The sequence below is a fragment of the Paraburkholderia sp. Ac-20336 genome (assembly GCF_017105025.1).
GTDB lineage: Bacteria > Pseudomonadota > Gammaproteobacteria > Burkholderiales > Burkholderiaceae > Paraburkholderia.
On record NZ_JAAGPS010000017.1, the window covers coordinates 50,303 to 72,166 of the forward strand.

The 21,864-nt window shown below is 63.1% G+C and carries 25 protein-coding genes; 8 read left to right on the forward strand and 17 right to left on the reverse strand.

Annotated elements, in window-relative coordinates:
* Positions 1-89 precede the first annotated feature (89 nt).
* Positions 90-1,361, reverse strand: coding sequence for a TIGR03862 family flavoprotein (locus GXB81_RS09065; protein ID WP_205988939.1), 1,272 nt, complete (start codon positions 1,359-1,361; stop codon positions 90-92).
* Between the two features lie 445 nt (positions 1,362-1,806).
* Between GXB81_RS09065 and GXB81_RS09070 the strand changes: the two genes are divergently transcribed.
* The gene (locus GXB81_RS09070) at positions 1,807-2,016 is read left to right on the forward strand and encodes a DUF1059 domain-containing protein (protein ID WP_167045668.1); all 210 of its coding nucleotides are present in this window, start codon (positions 1,807-1,809) and stop codon (positions 2,014-2,016) included.
* Positions 2,017-2,170: 154 nt separating this feature from the next.
* Here the strand turns inward: GXB81_RS09070 and GXB81_RS09075 are convergent, their stop codons facing one another.
* Positions 2,171-2,491, reverse strand: a complete 321-nt coding sequence (locus tag GXB81_RS09075) for a DNA-binding protein (RefSeq protein WP_167045671.1) — start codon at positions 2,489-2,491, stop codon at positions 2,171-2,173.
* A 385-nt stretch (positions 2,492-2,876) separates the two neighbouring features.
* Here GXB81_RS09075 and GXB81_RS09080 point away from each other — a divergent pair, with 385 nt between their 5' ends.
* Positions 2,877-3,719: an SAM-dependent methyltransferase gene (locus tag GXB81_RS09080; protein WP_167045674.1), complete on the forward strand. Its 843-nt coding sequence runs from the start codon at positions 2,877-2,879 to the stop codon at positions 3,717-3,719.
* Positions 3,720-3,815: 96 nt separating this feature from the next.
* On the opposite strand, the gene GXB81_RS09085 is transcribed toward GXB81_RS09080, so the two are convergent.
* Together GXB81_RS09085 and GXB81_RS09090 are read right to left on the reverse strand one after the other, a co-directional pair.
* A complete protein-coding gene (locus tag GXB81_RS09085) occupies positions 3,816-4,370 on the reverse strand; it encodes a DUF1415 domain-containing protein (RefSeq protein ID WP_167284143.1) in 555 nt (184 codons plus the stop codon).
* Between the two features lie 30 nt (positions 4,371-4,400).
* Entirely contained in the window at positions 4,401-5,066 is a 666-nt protein-coding gene (locus tag GXB81_RS09090) for a TetR/AcrR family transcriptional regulator (protein WP_205988940.1), read from the reverse strand.
* 153 nt (positions 5,067-5,219) lie between these two features.
* Here GXB81_RS09090 and GXB81_RS09095 point away from each other — a divergent pair, with 153 nt between their 5' ends.
* Positions 5,220-6,503, forward strand: a complete 1,284-nt coding sequence (locus GXB81_RS09095; RefSeq protein WP_167045683.1) for an MFS transporter — start codon at positions 5,220-5,222, stop codon at positions 6,501-6,503.
* Positions 6,504-6,692: 189 nt separating this feature from the next.
* Positions 6,693-7,286 (forward strand): nitroreductase family protein, encoded by a 594-nt coding sequence (locus tag GXB81_RS09100; RefSeq protein WP_205988941.1) that lies wholly within the window; start codon positions 6,693-6,695, stop codon positions 7,284-7,286.
* Between the two features lie 101 nt (positions 7,287-7,387).
* Here the strand turns inward: GXB81_RS09100 and GXB81_RS09105 are convergent, their stop codons facing one another.
* From GXB81_RS09105 to GXB81_RS09120, 4 genes are all read right to left on the reverse strand, one after another.
* Positions 7,388-7,582 (reverse strand): hypothetical protein, encoded by a 195-nt coding sequence (locus GXB81_RS09105; RefSeq protein WP_205988942.1) that lies wholly within the window; start codon positions 7,580-7,582, stop codon positions 7,388-7,390.
* Between the two features lie 387 nt (positions 7,583-7,969).
* Positions 7,970-8,362: a DUF3592 domain-containing protein gene (locus tag GXB81_RS09110; protein ID WP_205988943.1), complete on the reverse strand. Its 393-nt coding sequence runs from the start codon at positions 8,360-8,362 to the stop codon at positions 7,970-7,972.
* Complete coding sequence (locus GXB81_RS09115) at positions 8,359-8,832, reverse strand: type VI secretion system tube protein Hcp (protein ID WP_205988944.1); 474 nt, start codon at positions 8,830-8,832, stop codon at positions 8,359-8,361. Before GXB81_RS09115 ends, GXB81_RS09110 begins: the two co-directional genes overlap by 4 nt.
* A 386-nt stretch (positions 8,833-9,218) precedes the next feature.
* On the reverse strand, positions 9,219-10,703 hold the full coding sequence (locus GXB81_RS09120) for an MFS transporter (RefSeq protein ID WP_205988945.1): 1,485 nt from the start codon (positions 10,701-10,703) through the stop codon (positions 9,219-9,221).
* Positions 10,704-10,922: 219 nt separating this feature from the next.
* On the opposite strand from GXB81_RS09120, the gene GXB81_RS09125 reads away from it, so the two are divergent.
* Positions 10,923-12,173 (forward strand): Hsp70 family protein, encoded by a 1,251-nt coding sequence (locus GXB81_RS09125; RefSeq protein ID WP_167045700.1) that lies wholly within the window; start codon positions 10,923-10,925, stop codon positions 12,171-12,173.
* A gap of 125 nt (positions 12,174-12,298) precedes the next feature.
* Here the strand turns inward: GXB81_RS09125 and GXB81_RS09130 are convergent, their stop codons facing one another.
* A complete protein-coding gene (locus GXB81_RS09130) occupies positions 12,299-12,502 on the reverse strand; it encodes a cold-shock protein (RefSeq protein ID WP_007180251.1) in 204 nt (67 codons plus the stop codon).
* Positions 12,503-12,932: 430 nt separating this feature from the next.
* On the opposite strand from GXB81_RS09130, the gene GXB81_RS09135 reads away from it, so the two are divergent.
* Complete coding sequence (locus GXB81_RS09135; protein WP_205988946.1) at positions 12,933-14,528, forward strand: APC family permease; 1,596 nt, start codon at positions 12,933-12,935, stop codon at positions 14,526-14,528.
* Between the two features lie 161 nt (positions 14,529-14,689).
* On the opposite strand, the gene GXB81_RS09140 is transcribed toward GXB81_RS09135, so the two are convergent.
* From GXB81_RS09140 to GXB81_RS09175, 8 genes are all read right to left on the reverse strand, one after another.
* Positions 14,690-15,475: a class III extradiol ring-cleavage dioxygenase gene (locus tag GXB81_RS09140; protein ID WP_167284150.1), complete on the reverse strand. Its 786-nt coding sequence runs from the start codon at positions 15,473-15,475 to the stop codon at positions 14,690-14,692.
* 191 nt (positions 15,476-15,666) lie between these two features.
* Entirely contained in the window at positions 15,667-16,266 is a 600-nt protein-coding gene (locus tag GXB81_RS09145) for a UbiX family flavin prenyltransferase (protein WP_167045709.1), read from the reverse strand.
* Between the two features lie 28 nt (positions 16,267-16,294).
* Positions 16,295-16,606: a Grx4 family monothiol glutaredoxin gene (gene grxD, locus GXB81_RS09150; protein WP_167045712.1), complete on the reverse strand. Its 312-nt coding sequence runs from the start codon at positions 16,604-16,606 to the stop codon at positions 16,295-16,297.
* Between the two features lie 143 nt (positions 16,607-16,749).
* The gene (gene prmC / locus GXB81_RS09155; RefSeq protein WP_167045715.1) at positions 16,750-17,628 is read right to left on the reverse strand and encodes a peptide chain release factor N(5)-glutamine methyltransferase; all 879 of its coding nucleotides are present in this window, start codon (positions 17,626-17,628) and stop codon (positions 16,750-16,752) included.
* A 38-nt stretch (positions 17,629-17,666) separates the two neighbouring features.
* Positions 17,667-18,749, reverse strand: a complete 1,083-nt coding sequence (gene prfA, locus GXB81_RS09160; protein ID WP_167045718.1) for a peptide chain release factor 1 — start codon at positions 18,747-18,749, stop codon at positions 17,667-17,669.
* A 117-nt stretch (positions 18,750-18,866) separates the two neighbouring features.
* The gene (gene hemA, locus GXB81_RS09165; RefSeq protein WP_167045721.1) at positions 18,867-20,153 is read right to left on the reverse strand and encodes a glutamyl-tRNA reductase; all 1,287 of its coding nucleotides are present in this window, start codon (positions 20,151-20,153) and stop codon (positions 18,867-18,869) included.
* A gap of 79 nt (positions 20,154-20,232) precedes the next feature.
* Positions 20,233-20,943 (reverse strand): response regulator transcription factor, encoded by a 711-nt coding sequence (locus GXB81_RS09170; protein ID WP_167045725.1) that lies wholly within the window; start codon positions 20,941-20,943, stop codon positions 20,233-20,235.
* 142 nt (positions 20,944-21,085) lie between these two features.
* Positions 21,086-21,238 (reverse strand): hypothetical protein, encoded by a 153-nt coding sequence (locus tag GXB81_RS09175; RefSeq protein ID WP_205988947.1) that lies wholly within the window; start codon positions 21,236-21,238, stop codon positions 21,086-21,088.
* 29 nt (positions 21,239-21,267) lie between these two features.
* Between GXB81_RS09175 and GXB81_RS09180 the strand changes: the two genes are divergently transcribed.
* The gene (locus tag GXB81_RS09180) at positions 21,268-21,534 is read left to right on the forward strand and encodes a hypothetical protein (RefSeq protein ID WP_167284153.1); all 267 of its coding nucleotides are present in this window, start codon (positions 21,268-21,270) and stop codon (positions 21,532-21,534) included.
* Between the two features lie 90 nt (positions 21,535-21,624).
* On the forward strand, positions 21,625-21,864 hold a 240-nt coding region (locus GXB81_RS09185), incomplete at its 3' end, for an aminopeptidase P family N-terminal domain-containing protein (RefSeq protein WP_205988948.1).

Sequence of the window (21,864 nt, forward strand, 5' to 3'; positions counted from 1 at the left end):
GGAAAACGGCGTGAGGGGCGCTGTATCCTTGCCACTCGATTTGCCACTTGATTTGCGCCCCGGTCCGCACCCCAATCACAATCCGCGCCTCACACCGAAGCCGCGCGCGCTTCCAGGTACGCGCACGCGCCCCGACCCGCCACGAGCCCGCTCGCGAAGCACGCCGTCAGCAGATATCCGCCGGTCGGCGCTTCCCAGTCGAGCATTTCGCCGGCGCAGAACGCGCCGGGCATCTGCCCGATCATCAGATTGCCGTCGAGCGCTTCGAACGGAATGCCGCCGGCGGTGCTGATCGCTTCCTCGATCGGCCGCGTCCGTACGAGCCGTACCGGCAGCGCCTTGATCGCCTGCGCGAGAGCGGTGGCGTCGGTGAAGGCTTCCTTTGGCAGAATTTCGTGCAGCAGCGCCAGTTTGACCCCGCCAATCCCGATCCGGCCATGCAGATGGCTCGCAATCGAACGCGAGCCGCGCGGGCGCGTCACTTCCGCGACGACTCGCTCGAGAGGCAAGCCTGGCGCGAGATCCAGCGAAATCGTGACGTCGCCGTCGGCCAGAATCCGCTCGCGGATCGGCGCCGACAACGCGTAAATCAGGCTCCCTTCGAGGCCCGTTTCAGTCAGAAGTGCTTCACCTTGTCGATTGTGGACTTTTTTGTCTAAATCGGTGAGTGTGATCGCGATGGGCTTGAGCGGCTGACCCGCGAAACGCTCGCGCAGATAAGGGCTCCAGTCCGCGTCGAAGCCGCAGTTCGCGGGGCGCAGCGGCGTCACCGGTATGTCGCGCGCGGCCATCAGCGGCACCCATGCGGCGTCGGAGCCGAGGCGCGGCCAGCTCGCGCCACCGAGCGCGAACACCACGGCGTCGCAGCTGACGGTCTGTTCGCCGCCCAGTGTGTCGAACCGAAGCGTGTGAGCCGCGGTGTCGCCGGAAGTCGTGGCCCAACCGCTCCATTGATGACGCATATGAAACTGCACACCCGCTTCGCGTAGCCGATGCAGCCACGCGCGCAGCATCGGCGCGGCCTTCATGTCGGACGGGAAGACTCGCCCCGAACTGCCGACGAACGTCTCGACGCCCAACTCGTGCAGCCACACGCGCAGCGCATCGGGGCCGAACGCGTCGAGGAGCGGCTCGATCTGCGCGCGGCGTGCGCCGTAGCGTCCAAGAAACGGTTCGAGCGGTTCCGAATGCGTGATGTTCATGCCGCCTTTGCCCGCCATCAGAAACTTGCGGCCGACCGACGGCATCGCGTCATACACGTGGACTTGCACGCCGCGCCGGGCAAGCGTCTCGGCGGCCATCAGGCCGGCGGGGCCGCCGCCGATCACGGCGACGCAGGGGGAATCGAGCGAGGATGGCATGCGGTTCTGCGGATAAGCGGGGCTGGCAGCGCCGGGTTCGCGGAACGAGCGGACCGCAGCGCGAAGGGCGTCATTGTCACATCGCACGCAGCAGGGAGCAAACGCGGCCGGGTACCGATACCGGCACAGACACGACGTTCGGCGCGGTGCGGATGGGCCGGAAAATACCGGATTCCGTCGCCCCCGGCGTTGCTGTGCATGGCGTTCGCCGCATCGCTGCCGACCCTCGCGACCTATACTTTTCAAACACCTTCCATCGGACGCCGTTCGCGTCGTTCCCCCGCCGATCACCGCGTTGATCCCCTCGCTTTGCTGCGCCGTGTCGCCCGCCGACGACATGCCCGCCGTCGCCATGCGCGGCAGCGCCATCGCGTCAGATGGCAGCCGACGCGCTTCGCGCGTTCAATCGATGGAAGGGCCGATCGTCTCTATCAAGGAGATTGCCATGAGCCGCCAATACATCGACTGTCGCGAGTTTCCGAGCGAAATGCATTGCACCGTTGCGTTGTCCGCCGACAGCGAGAGCGAATTGCTCGAAGCTGCCGTCCAGCACGCGGTCTCGGTTCACAAACATGCGGATTCGCCGGAACTGCGCACGCAGCTCAAAACGCTATTTCATGAGGGAACGCCGCCGCTCGAAGCGCCGCAGGCGTGAATGGAAGGCAGCGTCGCGAGCGACTCAAAAGAGCAGAGGCCTTGCATCGCGAGCGGCGTCCAGCCGCTCGCGCATTGTCATGGCGGATCGTCGTATATGGGGGTTCATTACGCAATGCCAGGCATCCGGCGATTCGCGCCGCGCTCCCGAACTGCTAGCCGGGGTAGGCTTCGTCCACTTTCAGCCCCGCGAGCTTGAAGATGACGCGCAGCGTTTGCGGCTTGATGTCGCGCCGCGACGCCAGCGTAGTCATCACGAAGTCGAGTACTTTCGCGTACTTGAGCATCGTGAGGCACGTTTCGAGATCGACGCTGCCGTCGCGCATGATTTCCGCGAGCCGCAGCATTTCGGTGGAGATGTCTCGCGCCATCTCCAGTTCGAGCTGCTGTTTCTCCGACCAGGCTGGCGTCGTGGTGAGCTTTGCCAGCATTTCCTGAAACTTCTGTTCAACGTTGCCGTTGGGTACCGTATCCATTGCTGCCTCATCTATCATCCGAGCACACGTCCGGTTGCGATCCGGACGTGCCGCTGGTTACGTAACGTTCGGTCCGTGTTCCGGGACCGTCCTCCCCACATGCTTTCGGTTCGCGTGTCCGGCGTTGCGCCTGCAGCGTCCTGTTTCTGGCGACACGGCTTGGACCCGGGAGCCCGGCCGGCGCATAAGCTGTCTTCAGGCCATTCCCGCGACGCCTCCGCGCGTCGCTTTCCGAGCAGGAAGTGTTCCAGGTTGATGGCATGCCTTGCATGATTCGTACGGCTTCCTCGCGGGGAGCGTCGCACTTTGGGTAAACTGGCAGCAACTTTTCTCTTTTTCCGTCATCTGTCGCACGTTCGCGTTGTAATTGATGCCGGCTTACACGATGTCAGGTAAATCTCACGAAATCCGTCCTAACCAGTCCGTCGAACTCCTGAAGGAACTCCATATCCTCACGCGCGACGGCAAGATGAATCAGGACAGCCGCCGCAAGCTGAAGCAGGTCTACCACCTGTTCCAGTTCATCGAGCCGTTGCTCAAAGACCTCAAGAGCGCACAAGACGGCCTGACCCTCGTCGATCACGGCGCGGGCAAGTCCTACCTCGGTTTTATTCTGTACGACCTTTTTTTCAAGGAGTTTCAGGACACCGCAGGTGGGGCTTCGCACATTTACGGCATCGAAACGCGCGAAGAACTCGTTACGAAGTCCGAAGAGTTGGCCGCGCGGCTCGGCTTCAAGGGGATGTCGTTCCTGAATCTGTCGGTGGCGGAGTCGATCACGTCGACGCGTCTGCCCGCGCAGGTCGACATCGTGACGGCGCTGCATGCGTGCAATACCGCGACCGATGATGCGATCCGCTTCGCGCTCGAAAAGCACGCGAAGTACATCGTCGTCGTGCCGTGTTGTCAGGCTGAAGTGGCCGGCGTGTTGCGGCAGAACAAGGGACGGTCGCTGAAGAACGCGTTGACGGAAATCTGGCGACATCCGCTGCATACGCGCGAATTCGGCAGCCAGATCACCAATGTGCTGCGCTGTCTGCAACTCGAGGCGCACGGGTATCAGGTCAGCGTGACCGAGCTGGTCGGCTGGGAACACTCGATGAAAAACGAGCTGATCGTCGCGCACTACAAGGATCTGCCGCGGCGCCGGCCGGCCGAACGGCTGACCGAGGTGATGGACACGCTCGGGCTCGAGGCGTTGAAAGAGCGGTTCTTTTTGCCGGCTTGAAGTCTTTGCTTGACGTCTCTTTGAGTTCGTCGGTTTGGTGGGCAGGCGGTTTGGCGCACGGCGTGAATAGCCGTTAGCGTGGCGCGCTTTACCGCTTCACCGTTTCATCAACGCATTCCAGCCCGAGAGACCGATGCGCCGCAGCGTGTCCTGATTGCGCTCGTAGATCTCTTCCGCCTCGGGGAACGCTGCCACGGCCCGATCGATGCTGTCTTCGCGCAGCAGATGCAGGATCGGATAGGGCGCCCGGTTCGTGTAATTCTCGATGTCGTCGGGCTCGCTGTCTTCGAACTGGTAATACGGATGAAAGCTCGCGATCTGGATGATCCCTTCGAGTCGCAACTGTTTGATGAGCCGGTCCGCGAAGTAGAGGCCATCGTTGAAGTCGAGGAAATCGCCGAGTGCGCGCGGCAGGATCAGCAGCGTGGTGTCGACGGCATTCGGATCGGCATCGACGAGTGCCTGAAGCTCGGCTTCGAGATCGGCCAGCACCGCTTCCATGTCTTCGGCGTCGCTGACCGCGTAGCGAATCTGCCCTTTCACATGCACGGCTTTGGCGAATGGGCACAGGTTGAGCCCGATCACGGCCTCGGTCAGCCAGTGGCGGGTTGCGGCGATAACGGTGTCGTGAGATTCGGCGGGCAACGGCATGGGACGGACGAGGCGGGTAAAAGGGCTATTCTAGCGGCGTGGATCGGCGCCAACCCGGCGCGCTTGCGGCCCACCGCACGCTGCGGCGATCAACTGCGCGGCAACCTTCGGCGCGGCCAGAATCGGCCCGCATCCTGGCCCGTACGTCTGACTCGCCGCATACACGCCCTCGATCAGCAAGCCGAGCGCATTCGCGAGCGCGGCCGGATCGTCCGCGCCGGCCGCCGTCGACAGGTCGAGCAGACGCGCCATCAGACGCCCCTTGTTGCGGAACACGAACTGCCGCGCCGGATGCCCGGTATCCGCGAATTCCACCGAGACGTTCACGAACGGACAGCCGCGATAGTTCTCGACGGATGCGCGCACCGAGAGATCGTCGAAATACTGCTGAAGCTGCTTTGCCGGTTCGCCCGGATGTTTGGCGAAGCTTTTTTCCACGTAGCCGAAGAACTGCTCGTCCTTCTGTTCGAGATAGGCCATCACGAGCTCGTCTTTCGACGAAAACTGCCGGTACAGACTCATCTTGTTCACGCCGGCATGCTCGACCACCGCATCGACGCCGACCGTGCGCACGCCTTCGCGATAGAACAGTTCGCTCGCGGCGCGCAACAGATTGCGCTGCGCCTGCGGCCCGGCCGTCGGCACGCCGCGCGCGCGCCGTGCCGGAGAAGGCTTGGGAGTTTCGCTATCGGACATGGATGGATACCTGCTGAAATTGACGCCTTGACATGTTACCGATCGGTAACTAAGATCGCAACACTATTGTGACCGCTCTGTCACAAGTTCCTTTGCCGAAGCCGTAACGATACGCGCGGCGCTGCTGCACGGCGCGCGTCGACTGGAGAACCGATGAACTGGGCTGCGAGACTGATAGGCGGGCGTTTCCACTACGGGTGGCTGACCGTCGCCGTGGTGTTTCTGGTGCTGCTCGCCGCGGCGGGCACGCGCGCCACGCCGAGCGTGATGATGGTGCCGCTCGAACACCAATTCGGCTGGAGCCGCGCGACGATTTCGCTGGCGATCTCCGTGAACATTGCGCTGTACGGCCTGATGGGGCCGTTCGCGGCGGCCGCGATGCAGCGCTTCGGCGTGCGTCCCACGCTGCTGACCGCGCTCGCCACGATGGCGGCGGGCGTGGCGCTGTCGTCGCTGATGGCGCACCCGTGGCAGATGGTGCTGATCTGGGGCGTGATGGTCGGCGGCTCGACCGGCGTGGCGGCGCTATCGTTGTCGGCGACCGTCGTGACGCGCTGGTTCACGACGCGCCGCGGTCTCGTGATGGGTATCCTGACGGCCAGTTCGGCCACGGGCCAGCTCGTGTTCCTGCCGATGCTCGCGGCGATCGCCGAGCACTACGGCTGGCGCCAGGTCGTGTGGGTCGTGGCGCTCGCGGCCGGCATCGTGATTCCGCTCGTCGCGTTCCTGCTGCCCGAGCATCCGGAAGACATGAAACTGCGCCCGTACGGCGAGCCGCACGATGCGCCGCTCGCCAAGACCGTCACGAAGCAGAATCCGCTGGCGATCGCATTCGGCACGCTCGCGTCGGCGAGCCGGACGCGCGATTTCTGGCTGCTGTTCTTCAGCTTTTTTATTTGCGGCGCGAGCACCAATGGCTATGTCGGCACCCATCTGATCGCGATGTGCGGCGACTACGGCATGACCGAGGTGCAGGGCGCGTCGCTGCTCGCTGCGATGGGCGTGTTCGATCTGTTCGGCACGACGCTGTCGGGCTGGCTGTCGGACCGTTTCAATAGCCGCGTGCTGCTGTTCTGGTACTACGGCCTGCGCGGTTTGTCGCTGATGTATCTGCCGCACGCGTTCGGTATCGACTTCTTCGGTTTGCCGCTGTTCGCGGTGTTCTACGGCCTCGACTGGATTGCCACGGTGCCGCCTACCGTGCGTCTTGCCACCGACGTCTACGGCAAGGAATCGGCGCCGATCGTGTTTGGCTGGGTGGTGGCGGGCCACCAGCTCGGTGCTGCGTTTGCGGCGCTCGGCGCAGGCATGCTGCGCGCGAGCCTCGGCACCTACACTGTGGCGTCGATGATCTCGGGCGGCTTGTGCCTCGTCGCCGCGGTGATCGTGCTGCGTATCAACCGGCCGGCCAAGGTGCCGACGCCGCAGGCGGTCTAACGCTGTTTGCCCAGTGTGATGGCGTCGTAAAACACGCAGCAGCGGATGGCCCCGCAACGGGGCCGTCCGCTTTTTGCGGCTAGCGCGCATACGACCGTCCCGCCCGGTGGAGCGTGTGCCGAAAGCCCGTTATCCTATGTGGCCCCGGGCAGCCGCCCGGCGATCATGGATTTCCACCGAGAGAAGCGCATGACCAACAAACCCGCCTCTACTGAAGTTGCCATTCACGAGCTGATTGCAGGCCGCTGGAGCCCGCGCGCGTATTCGAGCGAGCCGGTGAGCCGCGAGCAGCTGCGCGCCGTGCTCGAAGCGGCGCGCTGGGCGCCGTCTTCGTACAACGCGCAGCCCTGGCGTTTTCTCGTCTTCGATCGCAGCGTCGACGAAGTTGCATTCAAGAAGGCTTTTGCCACGCTGGTACCGTTTAACCAAGGCTGGAATGCACCCGTGCCGGTGCTGATCGTGGTGACCGCGCACACGCTCACGAACAAGGGCGAGGTGAATCGCTGCGCGCAATACGATGCTGGCGCGGCGGCCATGTCGCTGGTATTGCAGGCGCATGCGCTCGGGCTGGCCGCGCATCAGATGAGCGGTTTCGACGTGAACGCATTCCGCACGGCCTTCGAGTTGCCGAGCGACGTCGAGCCGATCGCGGTCATTTCGCTGGGCCATTATGGTGACGTCGAGAAACTGGACCCGGTGCTGCGCGAACGCGAGAAGGCGGCGCGCCAGCGTGCGCCGTTCGCGGACATCGCGTATGGCGGTGGGTGGAAGAAGGCTTTTTGAGAGGCTGATTCGCGGTACTTGCCGTGAGTGGCTGAATAAAAAACGCGCGGCATTGTTCGCGCGTTTTTTTCGTGGGTTATGCGGGGCGTACAGGAGTGATGTCAGTCCGAGTCGTCGGAGTAAAGGCCCTTATAGGTAATTTGCCCTAGCATGAATGCCAGGCCCGCCATATTCTGTAGGCCTTCGTTGACGCCTGCCATTGTCAAAGCTGCTGGAGCGCTTCGAATCGCCATGCCGATCAAATCTGGTTTGGCGACTTCCATCAAAAGCAAGGCTCGGCTGATCCCTAGCATCATTAACGATCCGTTGCCGCCCAGCAGATATCCTCCTGCCCCTTCCAGATATACCGTTCCACCCTCGAGGCTCCGCGGGGCCTTCAAATCCACCCCTTTTGAAGCTTTCGGTTAGAAAAAGTTTTCCATAGCTTTTGAAATTGGACGTAGCCGCCGATCCACTCAATTCATCTCCTTTGACAATAATCTTGGGGAGCGCCAGTTTCGGAATACGCAGAAGTGACGTTAGCGCCCATGAAAGCGAGGGGCCGAACGCACTAAAAAAATATCGATGTCTATTCCCTTCGAGATCATCGAGAACAAATATTCCACCTTCGGTGGAAAACATACCGTAGCCAGCCCCACCGCCGGCACTCGTATCAAATGTCCAACCGCTTTTTCTCAATATCTTCATCTGATACTTACTCGCTCAAATCTCAAGTCTCTTACTCCACCAATCAAAAACATGGCCGCGAGAAAGAGCAAGAAGAAAAACCATATCCAGATATCGATGATGCTGTCGATTACCACAGATGCCCGGGGAGCATCAGCGCTATAGCGAATCCTTAATTTCTGGCCAATTTCTACTGCCTGCCATGAACTGGCAGGCAAGCGGTAATGCTGTCCATTGGTGGCATCGAATTCTATTTGAGGGTGATGGTTACCCGTATTCAGACGGGCTACTCTGGCTATACCAACAGCAGAGGTTCGGTAAAAAACCATCGTGTTTAAACCAACAAGCGCCGCCATAATCAATAAGACGCCGCCAATTGCCAGTGCGACGTAGTTATAAGACCTTTTCATTGTTCACGATTCTCTCTGATATCAAAGCTGGCGGTAACGGTACCAGCACTGCCGCCCGACTGAGACTGGATCTTATATTCCTGCTTTACGCGAGCGAAGGAAAGGGTGACACTTTCGTGGTAGTTGTAATCGAAAACAATCGGCTCAACAGCTGTAATAAGAACATCCCCCATTGTGATTGTCAGAAAGTCGAGCGGCTGTCCTCCGGATTTTCGTACCGACAGAGTAGCTTCGGGGATACGACGGCCGGTGAGACAATAACGCATCAGATTGGGGCTGGCGCGATCGATTTGGTGAACGAATTGCAGATCATTGATCGTAGCTTTGCCCATGCCACCACCTGAGCCGGAGACCATCGAAGATGACTGGGCCATCTTCCAGTGCCAGCTAATGAGTTCGATTTCACCTTTATGAATGACATCCTGCGATTCGCCTGCCATGCCGCCAATCTTTAAAAAAATATCGGCCATGCAAAAATCTCCGTACGCGTTGTTCAATTTATCTTCTCTTTCACCCAATACGGACCGAAAAGGTCTATAGCTCAAAAAAAGTGCCGAACCATGCTACCAAGGGCGATTTGAATATTTTTTTCGGGATAGAGTGGTGAGCGCATAGGAATGCGTTGTTTGCGTGGTCGTTCACAACCCTCGTGGCTGAAAAGCCTTGTGTGGACGGGGATCACAATGTCACTGCGCCGCTCATGGCGCGCAAGATGACTCGGCGCTGGCACCTGCTTATTCGTGAAACAGTGTCAAAACTCGCGTGACGTTACAGCGCGTAGGCGCGGAGTCGTGAACATGAGTGGCGAACATATCGGGCATGAGCGAAAGAGCCGGGTCGTCGAGAGTCCCGTTGACTACCCATGCCGATCCCCATCGTCCCCCACACTCGACAGCGGCGCCGCCACCTGTTCGAGCGATTTACGCTCCGCATCCACTCCCCAGATCGCCGCGACGATCGCCGCCGCCAGCATCAGCGCCGAGCCGACCAGATAGCCGAAAAACACTTCGCCGCGCTGGTGCGTATCGATCAGCCGGCCGAAAAACGCTGGCCCGACAATGCCGCCGAGCGCCGTGCCGAACGCATAGAACACCGCGATCGCGAGCGCGCGGATTTCGAGCGGAAACGATTCGCTCACCGTCAGATACGCCGAACTCGCGGCCGCCGACGCGAAGAAGAAAATCACCATCCACGCGACCGTCTGCGTGACGACGGTGAGCAGTTGCCGCTCGAACAGGTAACCGGAGAGCGTCAACAGGATCGCCGACAGTGCATAGGTCGTCGCGATCATCTTGCGCCGGCCGATCACGTCGAAGAGCCGGCCGAGCACGATCGGTCCGAGGAAATTGCCGAGCGCGAACGGCAGCAGATACCAGCCGATGTGGCCGCCCGGCACGCCATAGAAATCGGTCAGCACGAGCGCGTAGGTGAAAAAAATCGCGTTGTAGAAGAACGCCTGCGCGGTCATCAGCGTGAGGCCGACCAGCGCACGACGTCGATGCACGTTAAAGAGCGTATGGAACACCCCGCGCAATGGCGTATGGCCGCGAACACGCAACCGCAGCCGCGTGAGGCTGTCGTCGGCGAGCGTGTGGCCTTCGTTGCGAAAGCGCGTCTCGATGCCGGCGACGATCTCCCGCGCATCGCGTTCGCCGCCGTGCGTGAGTAGCCAGCGCGGACTTTCGGGCGCCCAGACGCGCATCGGCAGGATCGCGAGCGCGAGCACCGCGCCGATGAAGAAGCAGGCGCGCCAGCCCCAATCGGCCGGCAGCAGGTGCGGGTCGAGCAGCACCAGCGAGCCCGCCGCGCCGAGTCCGGCGCCGACCCAGAACGTGCCGTTGATGCCGAGGTCGGTCCAGCCGCGCACGCGCGCCGGCGTAAATTCCTGGATCGTCGAATTGATCGCCGTGTATTCGCCGCCGATGCCCGCACCGGTCAGGAAGCGAAATAGCATGAAGCTCGCGAGATTCCACGACAGCGCGGTGGCCGCGGTCGCGGCCAGATACAGCGTGAGCGTGATGAAAAAGAGCTTGCGGCGGCCGAGCCGGTCGGTCAGCCAGCCGAAGCCGAGCGCGCCGAGCACCGCGCCGGCAATGTACGCGCTGCCGGCGAGGCCGACGTCGGCATTCGAGAAGCGCAGCGCCGGGCTCGTTTTCAGCGCGCTCGCGACCGCGCCGGCCAGCGTCACTTCGAGGCCGTCGAGCAGCCACGTCACGCCGAGCGCCGCTACGATCAGCGTATGAAAGCGGCCCCACGGCAGGCGGTCGAGCCGCGAGGGCAGATCGGTCTCGATGAGCGTGGCGTTTTTCTCGTCAATGGCGGCGGTGGGCGGCGCGCTCATTGCTCGAAGTCTCCGTGATGGCGAATTCTGGTGGTGTATCCTGCCCGAAGGAGCAATATCTGTTCCGTGTGTTTTTGCCCGCTTTCGTTCGCTCTGGTTCGGATCGCGTTTTGCGATGTCCCGACCACCGCGGATACCTCAGTTGATACTGGCCGAGTTTTCGTGATACAAAGCCGCTCCCCTTTCTGTCCGCGCCAGCCGTGAGCGGCGATTCCTGCCATGAACTATTGCGCGATTGACTTCGGTACTTCCAACTCGGCCGTCGCGATTTCCGATGGTGTGCAGCTAAGGCTCGCGCCGGTCGAGGGCGCCTACACGACGCTGCCGACCTCGGTCTTTTTCAATACCGACGAAAACACCAGCGAATTCGGGCGCGCGGCGCTCGCGGCCTACATCGACGGTTTCGACGGGCGTTTGATGCGCTCGATGAAAAGCATTCTCGGCTCGCCGCTCGCCGAGAATTCGACCGATCTCGGCGACGGCTCCGCGATCAAATATACGGACGTAATCGCGATTTTCCTGAATCACCTGAAGCGCTCGGCCGAAACGAGCGCCGGCGAGGCGATCGACCGCGCGGTGCTGGGCCGTCCGGTGTTTTTCGTCGACGACGACCCGCGCGCCGACCAGATGGCACAGCAGCAGCTCGAAGCCGCAGCTCGCACGGTCGGTTTGCGCGAGATTCATTTCCAGTATGAGCCGATCGCCGCCGCGTTCGACTACGAATCGCATCTGACGGAAGAGGGGCTCGTGCTCGTGGCCGACATCGGCGGCGGTACGTCGGACTTTTCGCTCGTGCGCGTCGGGCCGCAGCGGATGAAGCGCGTCGAGCGCAAGGACGACGTACTGGCTCATCACGGCGTGCACGTCGCGGGCACGGACTTCGACCGCCGCGTCGAACTCTCGACGATCCTGCGCGAACTCGGCTATCAGTCGCTCGATCCGGAAGGCCGCGAAATTCCGAACCGGATCTATTTCGATCTCGCGACCTGGCATCTGATCAACACCGTGTACACACCGAAGCGCGTCAGCGAGCTGGCGCTGATGCGGCATCTTTTCAGCGACGCAAGGCATCACGACCGGCTGATGCGCGTCGTCGAGCAGCGCTTTGGCCATGCGCTCGCCGCGCATGCGGAGGAGGCGAAAATCGGCGTCGCGGCGGGCGGCGAGACCGTGATCGATCTCGAGGAAGTGGAAGACGACCTGCGCCTCGCGTTCGACGAAGCGCAGCTCATCAAGGCCGGCGATGACGAAACGCGGCGCATCGTGCAGGCGGCGCGCGATACGGTCCAGGCGGCAGGCGTCGCGGCGCGCGATGTCGACGCGGTCTACTTCACGGGCGGCTCGACGGGCCTCGCGTTTTTGTCGGGCGCGCTGGCCGCGGCATTTCCGGATGCGAAAGCGGTGTTCGGCGACCGGCTCGCGAGTGTGGCGACCGGCCTCGGCATTCATGCCCGGCGCGTGTTTGGATAATCTCGAATAATCGTCAAATAAACCGTAGCGGATTGCGAAGTTAATCCGCGCATTCAATTTGTGACGGATAATAAAAAACCCCGCCGAAGCGGGGTTTGGGGTGCGTCCAGAAGGAAGCGCGGAGCTTACACCGGCTTGATGTTAGCCGCTTGCTTGCCCTTCGGGCCCGTCTTCACTTCAAACGTCACCTTCTGGTTTTCTTGCAGCGTCTTGAAGCCTTCCGTGCGGATTTCCGAGAAATGCGCGAACAGATCTTCGCCGCCGCCGTCCGGCGTGATGAAGCCAAAGCCCTTTGCGTCATTGAACCACTTGACGGTACCGGTTTCCATATTACTTTTTCCTAAAAATGGTAAATAAGGCCGAAGCCCGGGGGTGCATGAAAATCAAGGAAGGGGTAATGGGACCAACCGGAGTACCGTTGATGGGCGACCTACGAAAGAACCACTTCACTCGCCACTTGAAATCCTGCTCCAACTTTATACGGCGATTTCGCCAAAAGGTCAACAGTCTGTGAGACTCTCGGCCATACTTTGACAGACTTGGTCGTAAATTTCTTACAAAGCTTGCGGATCTGGACATCTTTTTGCTAGGGAGAACCCTTGATTTCGCTGCAGTAATACGGTGCAACCGTTAAACTACGCGCCGCGCGTCGGTTGCACCTGATTTGCCTCTTTCGACGCGCATTCATGCGTGTCACCCGTTCCCAGCGCCACAAGCGATGTCACGCGGTGCCGGCATGGTTCTGATTTAGGAGAAGACGTGAAAAGTTCTATACAACGGAACATCGGGCCATTCGCACTGATGCTGACCGGTTTGGGCTCGATTATCGGATCGGGCTGGCTGTTTGGCGCGTGGAAGGCCGCAAAGATTGCCGGTCCGGCCGCTATCTGCGCCTGGATCATCGGGGCGGTTGTGATTCTTGCGATTGCGCTGACCTACGCGGAACTCGGCGCGATGTTTCCGGAATCTGGCGGGATGGTGCGCTACGCGCGCTACTCGCACGGGGCGCTGGTCGGTTTCATCAGCGCGTGGGCCAACTGGATCGCGATCGTATCGGTGATTCCGATCGAGGCCGAGGCGTCCATTCAATACATGAGCACGTGGCCCTACGACTGGGCTCATGCGCTGTTCGTCAACGGATCGTTGACCACGAACGGCTTGCTGCTGTCCGCCGGGCTCGTGATCATCTACTTCCTGCTGAACTATTGGGGCGTGAAGCTGTTCGCGCGCGCCAATACGGCGATCACGATCTTCAAGTTCATCATTCCCGGCGCCACGATCCTCGGGCTGATGCTGACCGGCGTCCACACCGAGAACTTCGGGCAGACCACCGCGTTTGCGCCGTACGGCTGGTCGGCGGTGCTGACCGCCGTCGCGACGAGCGGCATCGTGTTCGCGTTCAACGGCTTCCAGAGTCCGATCAACCTCGCCGGCGAAGCGCGCAATCCGGCGAAGAGCGTGCCGTTCGCGGTGATCGGCTCGATCCTGCTCGCGCTCGTGATCTACGTGCTGCTGCAGATCGCCTACATTGGCTCGGTGAACCCGGCTGACGTGATGAAGGGCTGGAGCCACTTCAGCTTCGCGTCGCCGTTCGCGGAACTGGCGATCGCGCTGAACCTGAACTGGCTCGCGATCCTGCTGTACGTCGATGCGTTCGTGAGCCCGAGCGGCACCGGTACGACCTATATGGCGACCACGACGCGCATGATCTACGCCATGGAGCGCAACAACACGATGCCGAAGATCTTCGGCCAGGTGCATCCGTTCTATGGCGTGCCGCGTCCGGCGATGTGGTTCAACCTGTTCGTGTCGTTCATCTTCCTGTTCTTCTTCCGCGGCTGGAGCTCGCTCGCGGCGGTGATCTCGGTCGCGACCGTGATCTCCTACCTGACCGGCCCGATCAGCCTGATGGCGCTGCGCCGCGCCGCGGCCGATCTCGAGCGTCCGCTGAAGATCGCGGGCATGAAGGTGATCGCCCCGTTCGCGTTCGTCTGCGCCTCGCTGATCCTGTACTGGGCGAAGTGGCCGCTGACCGGCGAAATCATCCTGCTGATGGTCGTCGCGCTGCCGGTGTACTTCTACTTCCAGGCGAAGTCGGGCTTCGAGGGCTGGGGCCGCGATCTGAAGGCCGCATGGTGGCTGGTCGCGTATCTGCCGGTCATGGCGGTTCTGTCGCTGATCGGCAGCAAGGAGTTCGGCGGCTTCGGCGTCTTGCCGTACGGCTGGGACATGCTGGTCGTGATCGCCTTCTCGCTGGCGTTCTACTACTGGGGCGTCAATAGCGGCTATCGCTCGGAGTATCTCGACGAGCGCGAAGAGCACGACGAAGTGCTCGAAGGGATCGGCGCGCATTAAGCGCTGCGCTCCCGAGCTGCCGGACCGCAACCGCGGTCGGTCTGGTCCGGACGAAACAAAGCCCGCCTGAGTTGCTCAGGCGGGCTTTTTTGTTGACGCTGCGCGGCGGCGGGCGTGTTGGCGATCCGTTGCCGGTTGGGCCCGCGCGCGCCGAAGCCGGATCAGGCGGAGCCGAACACGTAGTTGGTCATCGCCAGCGAGCGCTGGTAAGTGCCGAGCGACTGGATCGCCAGCGAATAATCGTCGTCCGCGACGCCGAGTGCGGCGAAGACGGGCAGCAGATGCTCGTCGGTCGGGTGCATCAGCACCGCGTGCGGCGCCTGGCGGCGATAGTCGAGCAGCGCGTCGATGTCGCGTGCGGCGAGCTTCTCCTCGAACCAGCCGGTGAATTCGGCGACGCGCGGATCGGCATCTTCCGGACGCGCCGAAAAATCGGCGGCGCGCAAGTTATGCGTGATCTGGCCGGAGCCGATCACCATCACGCCTTCGTCCTTCAGCGCCCGCAGCGCGCGGCCGACGCGGAAATGATGTTCCGCGTTCAGATGCGGCTGGATCGACAGTTGCGCGATCGGCACGTCGGCATGCGGGAACATAAGCAGCATCGGTACCCATGCGCCGTGGTCGAGGCCGTGCGGCTGAACGTCGGCGGCGATACCGTTCGCACCGAGCAGCGCGGCGGCGCTGCGCGCGACGTCGGGCGCGCCCGGCGCCGGGTACTGGATTTCGTACAACTGGCGCGGAAAGCCGTAGAAATCGTGGATGGTCTCGGGCGCCGTCGCGATGCTCGCGAGCGGCTGGGCGCTGCCCCAATGGGCGGACAGCATCAGCACGGCCTCGGGACGCGGCAGTTGCGCGCTCAGCGCGCCGAATTCAGCGGACGGCATCGACGGATCGATCGGCAACGTAGGCGCACCGTGGGAAAGAAAAAGCGAAGGTAAGCGGTTCATGGCGACAACGCGGCCTTGCGGTCGCGGCGTGGAGATTGAATTACCACGAATATAAGTCCGCACGGCTGCTTGATAAACGGGCCAAAGCGGATTTGATTGTGTCGCCGATGTTGTTAATCGTCCCGTGTCGCTGCCAGAGCCGCCAGAGGGCGCGGCACGTACGCCGGTGCCGCGAGCCGCGGTGCCGGGCGTCAGTCCTGCGCGTTGCGCAGCCCTTTCCAGGCGGGGGACAGCGCCGGGCCGAGCGCGAACAGATCGAGCACGCGCGCGACCGTGTGATCGACCATCTCGTCGATCGAAGCGGGTTGGTTATAAAAGGCGGGGAGCGGCGGAAAGATTACGCCGCCCATTTCGGTGACGGCCGTCATATTGCGCAGATGCGCGAGGTTGAACGGCGTTTCGCGCACGAGCAGCACGAGCCGGCGGCGTTCCTTCAGCGTGACGTCGGCGGCGCGCGTGACGAGGTTGTCGGAGAAACCGTGCGCGACGCTCGCGAGCGTCTTCATCGAGCAGGGGGCGACAATCATGCCGTCGGTCGCGAACGAGCCCGACGCGATGCTCGCGCCGATGTCGCGTACCGAATGGACGACATCCGCGAGCGGATGCACGTCTTCCTTGCCCAACTGGAGTTCGTGCTGGATGTTGAGCCATCCCGCGCTTGAAACCAGCAGATGGCTTTCGACGCCGCCAAGCCGGCGCAGCGTTTCAAGCAGCCGGACGCCGTAGATGGCGCCGGTCGCGCCGGTGATCGCGACGATCAGCCGGCGGGGCGCCGCAGCGCGTGTTTCCATGGCTTGCGGCGCCCGTGGGGAGCGAACGTCAGGCGGCCGCGAACAGCTGCTGCAGTTCGCCCGATTCATACATCTCCATCATGATGTCAGAGCCGCCGATGAATTCGCCCTTCACGTACAACTGCGGAATGGTCGGCCAGTTCGAGAACACCTTGATGCCCTGGCGGATTTCGTCGTCTTTGAGAACGTCGACGGTCTCGATTTCGCTGACGCCGCATGCCTTCAGGATCTGGATGGCACGGCCGGAAAAGCCGCACATCGGAAACTGGGCCGAGCCCTTCATGAAGAGGACGACGTTGTTGCCGTCGACGATTTGCTTGATGCGTTGTTGCGTATCCATGGCTGACCTTGCGGTTCCGATATGTGTAGGGAATAGGCTGAAATGATAGCGGATTTCGGTACGGCCAGCCGGGGCCGCATCGTCCGGCAGGGTTCGTGCGGCGGGCCGTGCGTGCGCGATTTCCTCTCCGCTGGCGCGCGCGGTCAGGCCGCTCCGCCGCGCCACGTGCCGCCGCTGATCCGCTCGATGCCGGCGAGGTCACGCTCCGAACGGACCGCTGCGAAACCCCGCGCGGCGAGCAGCGCGCGCACGGCTTCGGCCTGGTCGTAGCCGTGCTCGATCCACAGCACGCCGTCGGCGACGAGGCGGGCGGGCGCGCCGGCGACGATCGCGCGGATCGCGCTCAAGCCGTCCGCTTCGTCGGTGAGCGCGCCACGCGGCTCGAAACGCAGATCGCCTTGCTGCAGATGCGGGTCGCCGCTCGCGATATACGGCGGATTGCTGACGATCGCGTCAAAGCGCAGCGCCGCGTCGAGCGAGCCGTACCAGTCGCTTTGCAGAAACGTCACGGGGCCGCCCGGGCGATTGCCGTCGAGCAGACGCATACCGTTGCGCGAGGCCACTGCGAGCGCGTCGGCGGAGCGGTCGAGCGCCCAGAGCCGCGCGTCGGGCCGCGTTGCCGCGAGCGCCACCGCGATTGCGCCGGTGCCGGTGCCGAGATCGAGCACGCACGGCCGCGACCGGTGTTCCAGCGCCGCAAGCGTGGTTTCGACCAGCAGTTCGGTTTCGGGACGCGGGATCAGCACGTGCGGCGTGACGGCGAATTCGAGCCCGAAAAACTCGCGCGTGCCGACCAGTTGCGCGACCGGCTCGCCGGCCGCGCGGCGCGCTTCGAGCACGCGGTAACGCTCGACGCTCGCGGGATCGAGCGCTTCGTCGCCGCGCGTAATCAGCTGCGTTTGCCGCCAGCCGAGCACGTGCGTGAGCAGAATCCGCGCTTCGAGCCGCGGCAGCGGCGACGCGCGCAACAACGCGCCAGCCGTGGCGGGCGGCGTGAGGGGAGGCGAGGGGGCGTCGCTCATCGTCGAGGCTTCATTCAGTCATTCGGGCCGGCGCGGCGTCAGTCCGCGTCGCCGAGCGAGGCCAGCAGCTCGGCCTGATGCTCGCTGACGAGCGCCGCGATCAGTTCGCCGAGATCGCCGTCCATGATCGCATCGAGGCGATACAGCGTCAGGTTGATGCGGTGATCGGTGAGGCGTCCCTGCGGGAAGTTGTAGGTGCGAATCCGCTCCGAGCGGTCGCCCGAGCCGATCAGGTTCTTGCGCGTGGCCGCTTCCTTCGCCTGCTGCTCGTTGGCCTGCTTGTCCTTGATGCGCGCGGCGAGCACCTTCAGCGCGCGGTCCTTGTTCTTGTGCTGAGAGCGGTCGTCCTGACATTCGACGACGATGCCGGTCGGCAAGTGCGTGACGCGCACCGCCGAGTCGGTCTTGTTGATGTGCTGGCCGCCCGCGCCCGACGCGCGGAACGTGTCGATGCGCAGATCGGCCGGATTGATTTCGACTTCGCCGATCTCGTCCGCCTCGGGCATCACCGCGACCGTGCAGGCCGACGTATGGATGCGGCCCTGCGTTTCGGTGGCCGGCACGCGTTGCACGCGATGTCCGCCCGACTCGAACTTGAGCTTCGAATACGCGGCCTCGCCGGCGATCCGCACGATCACTTCCTTGTAGCCGCCGAGGTCCGACTCGCTCGCCGACATCATCTCGACCTGCCAGCGATTGCGCTCGGCAAAGCGCAGATACATGCGCAAGAGGTCGCCCGCGAACAGCGCGGATTCGTCGCCGCCGGTGCCCGCGCGGATTTCGAGGAAGATGTTGCGGTCGTCGTTCGGGTCTTTCGGCAGCAGCATTTTCTGCAACTCGACGCCGAGTGTCTCCATGCGCTCGCGCGCGGCGCGGATTTCCTCTTCGGCGAAATCGCGCATCGAGGCATCGGCGAGCAGTTCCTGCGCGGTGGCCGCGTCGTTCTGCGCCTGGCGCCACAGCGCGTATTGCTCGACGACCGGCCCCAGCTCCGCGTGTTCGCGCGTGAGCTTGCGGTATTGGTCGAGGTTCGAGGTAATGTCGGCGCGGCTCAACAGGTCGTTCAGTTCGGCCAGCCGAGTGGTGAGCTGGTCGAGCTTGCGTTGCATGCTCGTTTTCATCGGACGGGTAGCGGAGCGGGCTCCGGAAAGGAAGGCTGCCAGGGGCGGGCGAAGGCCCGGGACGGAGACGCGTGACGAGCCACATGCTGTGTGGCGCGCACGATGCGGCGAGCGCCGCTAACGCTCCGAGGAGCCGGAATGTTTGTAGAAGCCGCTCATCAGCTCGATGAGCGTGTCGCGGTTGTCGCTGCTCGCGCGATTGAGCGCGTGCGTCGGACCGTGGATCAGCTTGTTGGTGAGCGCTTGCGACAGCGCTTCGAGCACGGCGGCCGGGTCGTCACCGCGCGCGAGCATTTTCTGCGCGCGCTCGACTTCCACGCGGCGCAGCGCGTCGGCCTGCGTGTGCATGTGGCGGATCACCGGCACGATGCTGCGTGCGTCGAGCCACTGCATGAAGTTCTGCACGCGCGTTTCGATGATCGACTCGGCCTGCGCGACCGCGGCTTGCCGCGACGCATTGCCTTCGCGGACGATCGCGCCGAGGTCGTCGACGGTGTAGAGGAACACGTCTTCGAGCTGGCCGGCTTCGGGTTCGATGTCGCGCGGCACGGCGAGGTCGACCATGAAGATCGGACGGTGGCGGCGCGCTTTCACGGCGCGTTCGACCGCACCGAGGCCGATGATCGGCAGGGTGGACGCCGTGCACGACACGATGATGTCGAATTCGTGCATGCGCGCCGGCAGTTCCGACAGCGGAATCGCCCGGCCGTTGAAGCGCTCGGCGAGCCGCATGCCGCGCTCGGCGGTGCGGTTCGCGACGACGAGCTCGCGCGGATGCTGGGCGGCGAAGTGCGTCGCGCACAGCTCGATCATTTCGCCCGCACCGATGAACAGCACGCGCTGATTCGCGATCTTGTCGAAAATGCGCTGCGCGAGCCGCACCGCGGCGGCAGCCATCGACACCGACTGCGCGCCGATTTCGGTCGTGCTGCGCACTTCCTTCGCGACGGCGAAAGTGCGCTGGAACAACTGGTTCAGATAGGTGCCGAGCGCGCCGGCTTCGGACGCGGTGCGCACCGCGTCTTTCATCTGTCCGACGATCTGCGTTTCGCCGAGCACCATCGAGTCGAGCCCCGACGCGACGCGGAACGCATGGCGCACCGCTTCGGATTGCGGCAGCGCGTAGACGTGCGGCGCGAGTTCGTCGATCGGCAGGTTGTGGTATTTCGACAGCCACTGGATCGCGGCCTCGCGCGCGGCGAGGTCGTCGGTGACGCAATAGAGTTCGGTGCGATTGCAGGTGGACAGGATCGCCGCTTCCGGCGCATTGGGCGCCATGCGGCCCAGCCAGATGCCCTTGAAGGTGTCGAGGGCGGGCTTGATCTGTTCGAGCGGAAACGCCACGCGTTCGCGCAAGGCGACAGGCGCAGTGTGATGGTTGATTCCGATCGTTAGAAGCTGCATTTTGGGGAGCTATCGTTCAGCTCCATATTATAGCGTTTCCTCGATTTTCACATTCTGCACGCCGCATACCCCGCATGCGTCAGCCCGCGTCGGCCGCGTTTTCCAGCGGAACCGGGTCGAGCTGGTAGCCGTAACCATAGACCGGCACCAGCGAATAGCCCAGTTCGGGGCGCAACTGCAGCTTGGTGCGTACCCGCGACGCATGCGTGTCGACGGTGCGCGACTTGACGTCGCGGCTCCGTGTCCACACGGTTTCGAGGATGTGCGCGCGCGGCACCGGGCGCGCGAGGTTGCTGAACAGCAGCAGGGCGAGACGGAATTCCTTGGGCGTCAGGATGACGCTCAGATCGCGGAAGGTCACGGTAAAGCTGGCGGCGTCGAACGCATAGCCGCCGATGACGTTGCGCCGCCGGTTCGCCGGCCGCCGCAGGCCCGCGCGGCGTTGCAGCGCCTCGACGCGCGCCAGCATTTCGGGGCCGCGCACCGGCTTGCTCAGGCAGTCGTCGGCGCCGGCGTGCAGCGCGGCGACGATCTGGCTTTCGCGCGGCTCGGTGATCATCATCATGATGGGCAGGCCCGGCAGGATCGAGCGTGCGCGCGGGATCACGTCCTCGGCGCAATGGTCGCCGGCCCAGCTTTCGGTGATCAGAAGGTCGAAGTATTCGTCGCGGGCGCGCTGCAGGAACTTGGCGCTGGTGGTGAAGTGCTGGCACACATGGCCGCCGGCGAAGATGAGCCGGTCGACCAGTTTGGCGTGTTGCACGTCCGGTTCGATAAGGGCGATGCGCATGGCGCGGCGTCAGCCTGGCAACGGCGGGGAGTCCGATTTTTTCGTCACGCTGACAACTTGCCTAACCAAACCCCGACCCCTAAACTCAACCGCTATGCGGAAAGCGCCGTGCTGAACTTCTATAGTTAACGAGGCAAAAATGCTAGCTTTGCCAGCTACTTTCGCCTATCAGATAAATCCGAAAATAATTTTGTCCCGCCAGGAAGGCCGCCTTCAGGCCCATTTTGAAGACCGCTTTGAAGCTCGGTTTGACGCTCGCTTCGAAGACTGTTTCGAAGGTCATCTGGAAACTCATCGGGAATTCCGTTCAGGAGCCTATTCCTGATGGGTTGGCCAGGTATCCTCGTGTTAGGCGTGGCGGTCGGCCTCGCGGGCTGGTGGCTGCATCCGCTGCGCCGCTCGAGCCGTGTCCGCTGGTGGATCGCGCTGCTGGCCGGCGTGCTCGGCACGAGCGTCGCGCGCATGGCCGGCAACGTGACAGGCTTCTTCCATGACGGCGATATGCTCGAATGGCCGGTGTGCACCGCCGTTGCGCTCATTGCCGTCGGCGTGACGGTCGGCCTCTTTGCGGACCGGACCCGCCGCCGATGAATGTGCTGACGAGTGCGCCGATGAACGCGTCGATGAACGCACCCATAGCCGCGCCGATCAATCCATCGATGAATCTTTGCAGGTAACACCATGAACGCTCGACTCCCCGAAACCTCTTCCATTCCCGAGCGCCTTGCGAGCCTGCGCGCCGCGATGGCGCGCGAAGGCCTCGCCGCTTACCTCGTGCCGTCCGCGGACCCGCACCTGTCCGAATATCTGCCGGGGCGCTGGCAGGGCCGCCAGTGGCTGTCGGGCTTCACCGGTTCGGCCGGCACGCTGATCGTGACTGCTGATTTCGCGGGCGTCTGGACCGACAGCCGCTACTGGGAG